General features: G+C 30.0%; 8 protein-coding genes and 3 pseudogenes. 7 read left to right on the top strand and 4 right to left on the bottom strand.

The features are described from left to right. The first annotated feature begins 14 nt into the window (after nt 1-14). Nucleotides 15-1,376: a magnesium transporter gene (mgtE, locus tag ACWUD1_RS01880; protein WP_472756840.1), complete on the top strand. Its 1,362-nt coding sequence runs from the start codon at nt 15-17 to the stop codon at nt 1,374-1,376. Between the two features lie 60 nt (nt 1,377-1,436). Further along, nucleotides 1,437-1,868: an HIT family protein gene (locus ACWUD1_RS01875; protein ID WP_472756839.1), complete on the top strand. Its 432-nt coding sequence runs from the start codon at nt 1,437-1,439 to the stop codon at nt 1,866-1,868. Nucleotides 1,869-1,935: 67 nt separating this feature from the next. Here the strand turns inward: ACWUD1_RS01875 and ACWUD1_RS01870 are convergent, their stop codons facing one another. The 4 genes from ACWUD1_RS01870 to ACWUD1_RS01855 are packed head-to-tail and all read right to left on the bottom strand — an operon-like array spanning nt 1,936 to nt 5,458. Further along, a complete protein-coding gene (locus ACWUD1_RS01870; RefSeq protein WP_472756838.1) occupies nt 1,936-2,409 on the bottom strand; it encodes an S-ribosylhomocysteine lyase in 474 nt (157 codons plus the stop codon). Beyond that, nucleotides 2,402-3,574 (bottom strand): methionine adenosyltransferase, encoded by a 1,173-nt coding sequence (metK, locus tag ACWUD1_RS01865; protein ID WP_472756837.1) that lies wholly within the window; start codon nt 3,572-3,574, stop codon nt 2,402-2,404. The genes ACWUD1_RS01870 and metK overlap by 8 nt, the downstream gene beginning before the upstream one ends. A 16-nt stretch (nt 3,575-3,590) precedes the next feature. Continuing rightward, complete coding sequence (locus ACWUD1_RS01860; protein ID WP_472756836.1) at nt 3,591-4,304, bottom strand: 5'-methylthioadenosine/adenosylhomocysteine nucleosidase; 714 nt, start codon at nt 4,302-4,304, stop codon at nt 3,591-3,593. A 14-nt stretch (nt 4,305-4,318) separates the two neighbouring features. Beyond that, nucleotides 4,319-5,458 carry an HD-GYP domain-containing protein gene (locus tag ACWUD1_RS01855; RefSeq protein WP_472756835.1) on the bottom strand — a complete coding sequence of 380 codons (1,140 nt, stop codon included), beginning with the start codon at nt 5,456-5,458 and terminating at the stop codon, nt 4,319-4,321. Nucleotides 5,459-5,603: 145 nt separating this feature from the next. Here ACWUD1_RS01855 and ACWUD1_RS01850 point away from each other — a divergent pair, with 145 nt between their 5' ends. The 5 genes and pseudogenes from ACWUD1_RS01850 (at nt 5,604) to ACWUD1_RS01830 (ending at nt 12,742) form a co-directional block, all read left to right on the top strand. Continuing rightward, nucleotides 5,604-6,383, top strand: a complete 780-nt coding sequence (locus tag ACWUD1_RS01850; protein ID WP_472756834.1) for a hypothetical protein — start codon at nt 5,604-5,606, stop codon at nt 6,381-6,383. Next, nucleotides 6,352-7,875, top strand: a pseudogene (gene gltX / locus ACWUD1_RS01845) (glutamate--tRNA ligase). The gene ACWUD1_RS01850 and the pseudogene gltX overlap by 32 nt, the downstream one beginning before the upstream one ends. Nucleotides 7,876-7,893: 18 nt before the next feature. Further along, entirely contained in the window at nt 7,894-9,231 is a 1,338-nt protein-coding gene (locus ACWUD1_RS01840; RefSeq protein ID WP_472756833.1) for a glycine--tRNA ligase, read from the top strand. Then, nucleotides 9,228-10,447 (top strand): annotated as a pseudogene (tyrS, locus tag ACWUD1_RS01835) (tyrosine--tRNA ligase). Before ACWUD1_RS01840 ends, tyrS begins: the two are co-directional and overlap by 4 nt. Nucleotides 10,448-10,457: 10 nt before the next feature. Beyond that, nucleotides 10,458-12,742: pseudogene (locus ACWUD1_RS01830) on the top strand (AAA family ATPase). The last annotated feature ends 8 nt before the right edge of the window (nt 12,743-12,750 follow it).

The following is a 12,750-nucleotide window of genomic DNA, read 5'->3' as shown; positions in this document are numbered from 1 at the left end:
GAGATATTGGTATTATGATAGATGTTGTGTTTTTAAAAACCTTGCTTAAAGAGAAGAGATATTCTGATATAAAGGAAGAGCTTTTAAAATACGATGCCTTTGATATTAGTGAAGCTTTAAAGAAACTTAGTGGTTCTGATTTGATTTTGATTTATAGATTTTTACCTAAGAAAGTTGCTGTTGAAGCTTTTTCTAATTTTGATCAAGTTACAAAAAATAAATTAGCTAATTCTTTTACAAACAAAGAAATAAGAGAAATGGTAGATGAATTAAATCTTGATGATGTTATTGATCTTTTAGAAGAAGTTCCAGCAAATGTCGTGCAAAGATTTTTAGCAAGTTCTACTGAGGAAAATAGAGAGATCATTAATAAATTTTTATCTTATAGTGATGCCTCTGCTGGTTCAATTGTAACAATAGAATATATTGAACTTAAAGATTATTTTAGTGTTGGAGAAGCCCTTGATTATATTAGAAAATTTGCAAAAACAAAAGAGGACATTTATACCTATTATATTACAGATGAAGAAAAGCGGTTAAAAGGCGTTATCAAGATTGAAGATTTAATGTTATCTAGTGATGATGTTATTATTTCTGCAATAATGAAGAGTAGTGGATTTTATATTGTAAAAGTTAGCGATGAAAAAGAAGATGTTGCGCTACTCTTTCAAAATCATGATATCTCCAGTGTTCCTGTTGTTGACAATGAAGGTCGAATGATAGGGGTCATTATTATTGATGATATTCTTGAAGTTATTCAAAATTTAAATACTGAAGATTTTCAGATAACGGCAGCGGTTACTCCTTTGGGTAGGTCTTATCTTGATACTTCTATTTTTGACATGACAAAGAATAGAATCATTTGGCTTTTAGTGCTCATGATATCTTCTACATTGACTGCTACAATAATTACTAAGTATCAGAATTTGGTGTTATCTTTAGTCATTCTAACGAGTTTTATTCCACTTTTAATGGATACTTCGGGTAATGCCGGTTCACAAGCATCTGCATTAATCATTCGAGAACTTGCTCTTGGAACTCTTAAAGTAAGAGATTTTTTTAAGGTGTTACTTAAAGAAGTATGTGTGAGTATTTTAGTTGGCTTAATTCTTGCTAGTATTAATTTTTTAAGAATTATATTTTTTGTAATACCTGAGCATAGTGATAGGTTAAAAATAGCTTTTGTTGTTTCTGCGTGTTTGATGATAGGATTAATGGTTGCGAAAATATTGGGAGGTCTTTTGCCCATTTTGGCTAAGTTTATAAAAATCGATCCTGCATTAATGGCCGGACCGTTAATTACTACTATAGCTGATGTTGTTACTTTAGTTGCTTATTTTAATATAGCGAAACTGGTATTAACTAATTATTTTTAAATTTAATTTTTAGTGATTTTAAGTGAATTTCAAATAAAATTAGACTGGAGGAGGGAGATTATGAGTGATTGTATTTTTTGCAAAATAGTTAACCATGAGGTGTCGTGTTATAAAATTTATGAGGATGATTTAGTGTTTGCTTTTCTTGATATTAATCCTTTGAATGTTGGTCATACACTTGTTATTCCAAAACAACATAGTATTGATGCTTTAGATATGAGTGATGAATTTAATGGACAAATATTGAAAGTTTGCAAGAGAGTAGCTCTTTCTTTGAGAAAATTGGACTTAAATATTTGCAGTGGAATTAATATTTATAGTGCAATTGGTCCTGATGCCGGGCAGGTTATTTTTCATACTCATTTTCATATAGTGCCAAGGTTTCAGGGAGATAATTTTGGATTTAAGCGAGGTAGTAACATTGAGCTTTCAGGAGATGAATTTTTAGATTTATCTAAAAAGATAATTCAAAATATGAAGAATTTTTCTTAAGAGAAGTCTTGAAATGAGTTTTTAAGAAAAATTTTTGTATAAACAGATTTTTACCCTTTTTAAAGGTTTAAGGATATATTAAGTTTTCTTCTTTTATGTTTGCTAGTATTTTTAAATAATTATTAGATTCATATTTTGCCATGGTTAGATTGTGATCTTGGTAATTACCACATTCTTTTTCAGTTGCTCCTATGACATCTCCTTGGAAATTTTCAAGTTCATGAAAAACCCATGATATTAAATCAATGAGATCTTTGCTATCATAATTTCCAACAAGAATTAAATAAAATCCAGTTCTGCATCCCATTGGTCCAAAATACAATACTTTATCGCCCCAGACCTTATTATTTCTCAAAAGCGATGCTCCTATATGTTCAATTGTATGTATTTCTGCATTATTAATTACTGGTTCTTTGCCAGGGGCTTTCATCCTAATATCCACAGTAGTAAGTGTTACATGATCAAATGTATCTTTCCTTGAAATATATATTCCAGGTCTTAATTTTGTGTGATCAATTGTAAAGCTTGGTATTTTATGCATGCTTAAACTCCTTTTTTATTTTATCTACAAAATCTAATTTTTCCCATTCCAATTCATTTTTTCCAAAATGCCCGTATGTACATGTCTTTGAGTAAATGGGGTCTCTTAACTTTAATTTTTTAATTATTCCATTGGGAGTTAGATCAAAGTTATTGAGAATAAAGTTTAATATTTTTTTTTCATACTCATTGTCATTTATCCCTGTAGTTATCTTAATAGATATTGGCTCAGGGATTCCAATGGCATATGCAAGTTGCATTTCAAATTCTTTAGAAATTCCTGCAGCTACCATATTTTTAGCAATGTATCTTGCCATGTAAGCAGCTGATCTGTCTACCTTAGTAGCATCTTTGCCACTATAAGCTCCACCACCATGCCTTGCAAATCCACCATAGCTGTCAGCAATTATTTTTCTTCCTGTAAGACCTGTGTCCCCAGCCGGCCCCCCAATTACAAAGTTACCTGAGGGATTAATATAGTATTTAATATCTTGTTCAAGCATTGATTTGCTCTTAAGAGTAGGTTTAATAATTTTTTCAATAATTGTTTGCTTTAGGAATTCTTGAGATATACCAGGGTCATGTTGATGAGATACAACAATGGTATTGACTTTAAGAGGGTTTTTATTAGAGTCATATTCAATGGTGACTTGGGATTTCGCATCGGGTCGTAACCATTGAAGTTCCCCTGATTTTCTGAGCTTGCTAGCTTTTTGCAGAATCAAGTTAGATAATTCGTATGCAATGGGTAAAAAATTGTCAGTTTCATTGCATGCATAACCAAAGATTATTCCTTGATCACCCGCCCCTATATTATTTGTATTTTTTTTCTCAACTGCATTTGTAATGTCAATTGATTGAGTACCAGTAGTATCAATTATTGTGGCAGATTTATAATCAAGCCCATACTCGATATTTGTGTATCCAATATTTTTAATTGTTTGTTTTGCAATTTCCTTTAGGTCTATATCTTTTTTTGCCTTGCTGGTTATTTCTCCTGCTATTATTATTAAGTTTTGCGCTACTAAGGTTTCACATGCTACCTTTGCCGTTTTATCTCTTTTGAGTATTTCATCAAGTATAGCATCAGAGATTTGATCCGCTATTTTATCAGGATGTCCTTCTGATACAGCTTCAGATGTTGATGTTAGATTATTATTGAGCATATTTATTACCTTTATATTATATGAGTTTAATGAGTTCTTTTACCATTTTGGCTGAATTTATTGAGGCATCTTGTAAGAATGTATTGAAGTCTATGTGGTTGTCTTTGATGCTTGGTAGATCAGATATAGAACGAGTAATTATAAAAGGTATTTTAAATGTATATGCTACTTGGGCAATAGCGGCACTCTCCATTTCTACGGCTAAAGCATCTGTAAAATTGTTTCTTATGTTTTCTAGTTGTTTATCATTTTCAATAAATTGATCACCTGTCAGTATTAGGCCAATATGAACATTAACATTTTGAAGGTTATCTTTTATGATATTGACAATTTTTGTCAATAAAGTTTCATCTGCGTTAAATTTTTGTGGAAAACCTGGTATTTGTCCTATTTTATGTCCAAATTTAGTTAAATTAAAATCATGAAATGCTGTTTGTGATGATACTATGATATCTTTTATTTTAAGATTTGCGAATTCACTAATTCCACCTGCGGTTCCTGAATTGATTATAAGACTGATTTTATATCTTGATATAATATAGCTATTCCACATAGCAGCATTTACTTTACCAATACCAGTGGTTAAAGATATGACTTCATGGTTTGCGATTTTTCCTCTATAAATTTTTTTTTCACCCGAGTAATCATCTAATATGATTTCTTCTTTGTTTTCTATAATTTTGTTTATTTCTATTGCCTCTTCATTCATTGCCGATGTTATTAAAATCATATTTTGCTCCTATTTTATATTTCTTTTAATCCATATTTATTTAATATGAATTCTATTTCATCTTGTCTTAATATTTTTTTTATTCCTGTTGCTGTGTTAGGTATAGACTTGACATAAGTTTGTTCTTCGCTAGGAGGTATAATTTTACCATCTTTTATTATGTATTTTACATATGGAACATTAATGTTCATTATATTAGTTTTCATGATTTTAGCAATTGAATTATCGTTAAGTTCAACAATAAAACCTATGGGGCATTGAGATAGTACTTTAATTATCAATTTTAAAACTCTTTTATCAAATTTCTTATCAGCATCTTTTATAAGCTCAATAAGAGATGCCCCAGAGTTTAAGGCCCCTTTGTATGTTCGATCTAAGAGTATTGCACTGTATGAGCTAGTCGCACCTATTATATTGGCTTCAATATTTATCTTTTCACTTTTAAGTTTGTTAGGATATCCTGATCCATCTAAATTTTCTTTGTGAGTTAGTATTGCCAAACAAATAGAATGTGAGAAATTAGTACTTGAGATTATTTTGTGGCTAAGGATTGGATATTTCTTTATTACTTCAAATTCTTCATCGCTTAATTTTTCTTTTTTTTCACTTATCTGCAAAGGAATAAATAGGAAACCGATTTTGTGCAGAAGTGCTGTTGTACAAAGTTCAACCGTTTTATGGTTGTTTAAGTTCATTTCATGTCCAAGTGCTACGGTTAGTATTGCGGTGTTTATTGAATGGACAATATGATAGTCAGATAAAAGCTTAGGTAGTTTTGTGTATTTAATAAATGTTTGTTGATTTTTTTTGTAAAATTCCATTACCTTTTTGACAGTTGGTAGAACATCCTGGTAATAAATTTTTTTGTTCTTTTTGCAAGTTTCATATATTTCTTCTAGGTTGCTTATTAGTATATGGTAGTGAGCAATTGATTCTTCATCGTATTCTACTTGGATAAATTTATTTGTTTCTTGTGTTAACATCTCATTGAAAAAGGTTTGTTCTTTTTTGAGTTCATTTGTAAGTCCCCATTTTTCAATGAGATCAAAATTTGCAGATTGTAGAAGTGAGTTTACGGGCCATACTAGGAAGTCTTTGTCTATTACGTATGAAAAATTTTTTATATCTTTATTTAGATTATCAAAATTTTGCATTTTCCTCCTTGACTTCAGACTTAATAATAAGCATGTAGTATTATTTATTTTATTAATTGTATATCTATTATAGTATAATACTACATGTATATATTAAACGTATATATACCAATTCAAAATTAAACTTTATTATAAGAGATTTTTGATGATTGATAGAATACTTTTGATCTTTAATATCATATTTTTGGGCGTTTTTTTATACTTTTTGTATTTATTAGAAATTTTAAAATTTTCGAATTTTTTAGAATTTATTGTTTTAAATTTCTATATTATTTTATTTTTTATTATATTTGTATTTATTTTTAATTTTATTTATTATAGGTTTCTATATTCAAGATTATATTTTATATTTAATGGTATAGAAGATACTTATACTTTTTTAAAGCTTAAGATGATCCGCAAGACGCTTAAAAATGTATTTGATATTTCTATTCTTTTGAAGATAATTTTAATTAAACAAGATAAGAAAAGTCTTAATGAGATTTATTTTTATTTGAAAGATACTAAAATGAGTAATAAGACAATTATAGAACTTTATTCTATATGTATTAGTTTTAGAGAAAAAGAAAAAGCTTCTGATTTGATTGTGAATCATGGGGATAGTAAAAATAAATGGATAAGATATTGTGTGGCACTTAATGATATTGCCAATAGAGGAGATGAAAACTTATATAACGAAGTAAAATTTTTAGAAAAGTATTTTTTAAAAAGAGATTCGATTTTTACAATTTATTTCTATTATATTTTAAAAAAATCGAATCTAGAGTATCGCTTTGTTGAAGATAATAGACTTAAGATTAGAGATAAATATTTTAAATATAGAAACCGGCTTAATGTTAAGCACACAAGGTTACTAAATACAAACTTATTTTTTGTAGTGTTTTACTACATTTATGATATTTCAAAAAAAGATATTTTTTATTAGAGGGGTTATATTTTTGAATATAAGAGTTAGGTATGCGCCTTCTCCTACTGGTCTACAGCATATTGGAGGCATTAGAACAGCTTTATTTAATTATTTTTTTGCCCGGTCTTGTGGCGGTAAATTTTTGCTTAGAATAGAAGATACGGATTAGACTAGATATTTTAAAGAAGCAGAAGAGGATCTCTATCAAAGCTTAAATTGGCTTGGTATTGATTTTGATGAAGGACCTACTTGTGGCGGTCCTTATGCACCGTATGTTCAGTCACAAAGAACAGAAATATATCAGAAATATGCTAAAAAGTTAATTGAGTTGGGGAATGCTTATTATTGTTATTGTACACCTGAGAGACTAGAGAGGATTAGAAAAATTCAAGCTGTTAATAAGATGGCCACAGGTTATGATAGACATTGCAGAAATTTGAGTGAAAATGAGATTTCAGTAGCTTTAAATTTAGGAATCAAGCCTGTTATTAGGTTTAAGATACCTCTTGATGGGGAGACTTGTTTTAATGATATCTTACTTGACAAAGTTACATGGGCAAATAAGGATATTAATCCTGATCCTATTATTCTTAAATCGGATGGACTGCCAACTTATCACCTTGCAAATGTTATTGATGATCATTTAATGGAAGTTTCACATGTATTAAGAGCTCAAGAATGGGTTTCCTCAGGGCCTTTGCATGTGCTTCTTTATAATGCTTTTGGATGGGATCCCCCTGTTTATTGTCATCTTCCGATGGTAATGGGAAGTGATGGGCAGAAGCTCAGCAAGAGACATGGTGCTACGGCTTTAAAACAATTTATTGATGATGGATATCTGCCGGAAGCTATTATTAATTATATTACCTTGCTTGGTTGGTCTTATGATGATAAAAGTGAATTTTTTACAAAAAATGAACTTCAGAGATTATTTTCTATTAAGAGAATTAATAAATCTCATGCGATTTTTGACTATAATAAATTAGATTTTTTTAATAGCCATTATATCAGGGCTAAGAGGGATGATGAATTAGCCAAGCTTTTAATTCCATTCTTGCAAAAGGCAGGCTACATTAAAGGGGATATTAGTTCTTATGATGAGCAGAAATTAATGCTTTTAATTCCCCTAATAAAACCAAGAATTAGAAAACTTAGCGAAGCTGTAGCTATGCTTAAGTTTTTTTATGAGGATATTAAAACTTGGAACTTAAATGAATTTTTGGATAAGAAAAAAACAGCAGGTGATATCTATTTACTTTTAGAAAAAATTAAACCAGTGTTAGAAGGATTCGAGACAAGGATGTTGCATGAGAATGAAAAAATTTTTTATGATTTTGCTAAAGCGAATAACTTAAAAGTAGGAGAAGTGCTTTTGCCCATTAGAATTGCAGCTCTTGGGAGTAAGGTGTCACCCCCTCTTTTTGATTCTTTGCAGTTACTTGGTAAGGTTAAGGTTTTTGATAGAATAAATTTAGCGCAGCAATTTTTGAAAAATATGTATGATAAATAAGTTTGTAAGGTGTTTAATATGATTAGAATAGAAGATATTATTTCGCTTGCTAAGAGGAAAGGTTTTGTATTTCAATCTTCAGAGATTTATGGGGGACTTTCAGGTGTGTGGGATTATGGACCTTTGGGCATTGAGCTTAAGAAGAATATAGAAAAAGAATGGTGGAAAAATATGGTTTACTTGCATGAAAGTGTAGTAGGTTTAGATAGTTCTATTTTAATGAGGCCTGAAGTTTGGACTGCCTCAGGGCATGTTGATAATTTTTTAGATTTGTTGGTTGATTGCAAAAACTGTAAGAGTAGATTTAGAACAGATTCTATTGATTTATCTAAGGGTTGTCTTAATTGTAATTCTGTAGGTACATTGACAACACCTAGAAGTTTTAATTTAATGTTTAAGACTAGTATTGGAGCTGTTGAAGATAGTGCTAGTGAAGTTTATTTAAGGCCAGAGACTGCTCAAGGTATTTTTGTTAATTTTCGTAATGTGTTGGATTCCACAAGACTTAAAGTTCCTTTTGGAATAGCTCAGGTTGGTAAGGCATTTAGAAATGAAATAGTAGCAAAAAATTTTATATTTAGGACTTGCGAATTTGAACAGATGGAAATGCAATTTTTTGTGCACCCCTTACAGATGAATGATTGGTATTATTATTGGAAGCAAAAAAGGATGAATTTTTTTATTGAAACTCTTGGAATAAAAGTTGATAATCTTAAATTTAAAGAACATGATGAGAATGAACTTGCGCATTATGCAAAAGCCGCAGTTGATATTGAATATAAATTTCCATTTGGTTTTCAAGAAATTGAAGGAATTCATAATAGGGGTGATTATGATTTGTCTCAGCATGCTAAATTTTGTGGTAAACCTAAATTATTTGAGTATCATGACTTAATAAGCGGTGAGAAGTATGTTCCATATGTTATTGAAACATCTCTTGGACTTACAAGAAGTGTTTTAATGACTTTATGTGATGCCTATTCTTGTGAAGAGCTTGAAGGAGGGGATAAGCGTATAGTTCTACGTTTACATCCTAAACTTTCTCCTTATAAGGCGGCAATATTACCTCTTGTCAAGAAAGATGGATTACCCGAGATTGCTAGGAAAATATTCATGCAGTTTAGCGATGATTTCTATATGTTTTATGATGAGAATGGCACAATAGGCAAGCGTTACAGACGTCAAGATGAGATTGGCACTCCTTATTGTGTAACAATAGATTATGATACTGTTAAAGATAAAACGGTTACTTTAAGAGATAGAGATGCTATGACTCAAATTAGGATTCCTATTGATGATTTGTATTCATATATTAGAACTGAAATGTTAAATTATAAGGGAGTTGTAAATACATGAATATTGCCTTGGGCATTTTACAGAAGAGGGGATTTTTAAAGCAATGTACAAATTTTGAATCCTTAAGCACATTGATGGATAGGGAAAAGATAACTTTTTATGTTGGCGTTGATGCTACTTCTACTTCTTTGCATATTGGACATTTAATTCCCTTTATGGCAATGGTACATCTTCAAAGGCAAGGTCATATTCCGATTGCTTTAATTGGTGGTGGTACTACAAAGATAGGGGATCCTTCAGGCAAGGATACAATGAGAAAGATTCTGTCAAAAGAGGATGTAGAGGAGAATGTTAAGGCAATAAGAGAACAGTTGGTTAAAATAATAGATTTTAGTTATGGATATATTCTTGATAATGCAGAGTGGATTAATGATATTAATTATATTGAGTTTTTAAGAGATATTGGTATCTATTTTTCTGTTAATCGTATGTTAAGTTTTGAAACATATAAGAGAAGGGTAAAGGAGGGTCTTTCGTTTATTGAGTTTAATTATCAACTTTTGCAATCATATGATTTTTATATGTTAAATCAAATGAAGAATTGTAAACTTCAAATCGGTGGTGATGATCAATGGGGAAACATTGTCTCAGGGGTTGATTTGGTTAGAAAAAAATCAGGAACAGAGGTATTTGGACTTACATTACCTCTTATTACAAGGAGCGATGGTAAAAAGATGGGCAAATCAGAGAAGGGTGCAGTTATCTCGATTCCAGACTTTACAGTGTTTATGATTTTTATCAATATTTTAGAAATGTTCCAGATTTGGATGTCAGGAACTTTTTATATTTATTTACTTTTTTGGAAGATGATGAGATAGAACGTATTGCAAGTGTTCAAGGGCATTTGCTCAATGATGCAAAAGAGATTTTGGCGTTTGAAATAACAAAGATTGTTCATGGGAAAGATGCAGCTTTAAAGGCAGCTGCAGGGGCCAAGGTGGCATTTAAAGGAGGTGAAGGTGATAGAACTTGTGTGCCTTTCTTTAAATTGGAGCCAACTGATTTAGAAGGAGGTATTTTATTAGTGGATTTAATGCTTCTTTCAAAAGTTGTACCTAGCAAGTCAGAAGCCCGACGACTTATTAATTCTAGTGGGGTTTATGTAGATAGAGTAAGGGTAAAAGGGCAAGACTATTATCTTGACAAGGATGCTTTTATCAATGGTGAGGTTGAGCTTAGAATTGGTAAGAAAAAGGTTATGAGAATTATTTTATAGTTGGTATTTCATGTATGACAGGAGAGCTTTAAATAATTTATTTTTTAAATCATTTTTGTTATACATGAAACATAAGCATCTTGTTTTTACTGAAGAGCATATTTTTCACAGTTTAATTAGTAACGAAAAAATCAGAGAGTTGCTTAGCTTATGCACACTTGATTTTTATACTTTTGATAAAATTTTGGAATCATTTTTTAAACAGTTGCCTTTACGGGATTCTGATACTTCCGATTATATTTTGAAGATGAATGATTTATATCAAGAAATAATCAATACAATTTTTTGTTATAAGAAACCGTGTAAATTGCAAGAGAAAGATTTGCTATGGGTATTAGTTAGGAAAAGGCAAAATACAATCTTAGGTGCTTTATTAAAGTCAGGTTTTAATTTAACTGTCTTTGACAAGATAATTGAAGTTTATGATTACTTAGGTTCAGATTTAGATTTAAGCTCTTTTGAAAATAAAAGATTGCTTACAAGTGAGTCTTTAGATATGGAAGTAGGTATGGATGGAGGTTCAAGTATTTTTGAAGAAGATTATTTTAAATTAGATCAGAATGATGAATCATTAGATAATAGTAATTTGGTTGAAGATTTTTTAGTTAATGTTATTGATAGCCTAGATCCAAATTTAGATAAAAATCCTTTGATTGGTCGAAAGTACGAATTATGTAAATTAATTCAAGTTATGTTGCGTAAATATAAGAGTAATCCAATTGTCTTTGGTGAACCTGGGGTTGGCAAGACGATATTGCTTCAAGGACTTGCTTATATGATCAAGATGCACCAAGTTCCGCGAGAATTGGTGGGATATGAGGTTTATTCACTTGATATTGGAAGACTTATATCTGGGACTCGGTATAGGGGTGATCTTGAAGACAGAGTAAATAAACTTTTAGATTTCTTATTTTTTAAAAAAAAAGTAATTCTTTTTATAGATGAAATCCACATGATAGTTGGGGCTGGTGCTACGTCTTTTAGTAGTATAGATGTTTCGAATTTGTTAAAGCCTATATTAACTTTAGGCAAAGTAAAGTTTATTGGTGCTACTACCAAATATGAATACCAAAAATTTTTTTTAAAAGATAAAGCTTTGATAAGAAGATTTCATAGCATAGAGCTTAAAGAGCCAAGTTTTGAGGATACTTATTTGATTTTAAAAGGAGCTAAAGAGCGATATGAGAATCATCATAATGTGGAATACACAGATGAGGCCATATGGACAGCAATTACTATGTCTAAGCGCATTAAAGACAAATTTCTCCCTGATAAAGCTTTTGATTTATTGGATGGTATTGGCTCTAAGTTTAAGTTTGAGGGCAAGAGGAAAGTTATAACGGGGGATGATATTAAGAATTTTGTTAAATCTATGATTGGCACTAATATTTTTACTTTTGATAATTATGACAATAATTTATTAATTAGTTTAGAGAATAGTTTAAGAAAAAACATTATGATAGATGAGGGTATTCTATCTGATTTGCTCTTAAACATTAAACTTTTAAGTATTAAATTTCTCTTACAGAATAATACTCTTGGTATTTTCATTTTTATTGGTTCTTCTGATATAGATAAAAATAAAATTGCGTGTATTTTATCAGAAGAACTTAAGATATCTAAATTGACTTTAGGTATGAGTGAATATGGTGATTTTGATGGTATTAATAGACTAATAGGACCTGTATATGGTGAATCTTATGATGAGTCCACCAAATTTTTTAAATTTTTGAGTAGAGCTTCAAGTTCAATTATTTTTCTATCTGATTTTGATAAATCTTCTAAGAGAGTTATAGATTTTTTTTTTGAAGGATTTAATACCGGCCGACTTTTTGACAGTTTTGGTAGAAGTATAAGCTTATCAGATAGTATCATAATAATAGATGTTAACATAGAATGTAGAGAGCTTGATAGTATTGGATTTAAAAATGAAGCAGCAAATGGTAGGAGTTTACTAGAAAAGCGTTTTTCTAATCAGTTTTTAGAGCTTGTAGATCATATTTTTTTCTTTAGACCTATAGGTGAGAGTGATTTTGAAAAGGTTATTATTGAAGAGATGAATTATTTTATTAAATCCTAAAAAATGAAAAGGTTAATCTTTTTTTTGAAGAGAATATTATCGATTATTTTAAGAATAAGACTTATAAAAATGGACTTGGTATTAAAAGTGTGCGTAAAATTTTGGTTAAAGAAATTGGAAGTTTGCTTATTAATGATTTGATTTCAAAAAAATTTAAAGAGAATGATAAGATTAGAGTTTACCTAGATGATACTATGAAATATGAATTATTATAAATTCGTGT

It is taken from the genome of Borrelia tillae, from assembly GCF_055693965.1.
The sequence above is the reverse complement of the archived record's forward strand: the minus strand, read 5'-3'. Positions and strand labels throughout refer to the sequence as shown.

What these genes read in the sequence shown, in the direction of transcription:
- mgtE (WP_472756840.1), top strand. Translation starts at nt 15, where the DNA reads ATGATAGATGTTGTGTTTTTAAAAACCTTGCTTAAAGAGAAGAGATAT.
- ACWUD1_RS01875 (WP_472756839.1), top strand. Translation starts at nt 1,437, where the DNA reads ATGAGTGATTGTATTTTTTGCAAAATAGTTAACCATGAGGTGTCGTGT.
- ACWUD1_RS01870 (WP_472756838.1), bottom strand. Translation starts at nt 2,409, where the DNA reads ATGCATAAAATACCAAGCTTTACAATTGATCACACAAAATTAAGACCT.
- metK (WP_472756837.1), bottom strand. Translation starts at nt 3,574, where the DNA reads ATGCTCAATAATAATCTAACATCAACATCTGAAGCTGTATCAGAAGGA.
- ACWUD1_RS01860 (WP_472756836.1), bottom strand. Translation starts at nt 4,304, where the DNA reads ATGATTTTAATAACATCGGCAATGAATGAAGAGGCAATAGAAATAAAC.
- ACWUD1_RS01855 (WP_472756835.1), bottom strand. Translation starts at nt 5,458, where the DNA reads ATGCAAAATTTTGATAATCTAAATAAAGATATAAAAAATTTTTCATAC.
- ACWUD1_RS01850 (WP_472756834.1), top strand. Translation starts at nt 5,604, where the DNA reads ATGATTGATAGAATACTTTTGATCTTTAATATCATATTTTTGGGCGTT.
- ACWUD1_RS01840 (WP_472756833.1), top strand. Translation starts at nt 7,894, where the DNA reads ATGATTAGAATAGAAGATATTATTTCGCTTGCTAAGAGGAAAGGTTTT.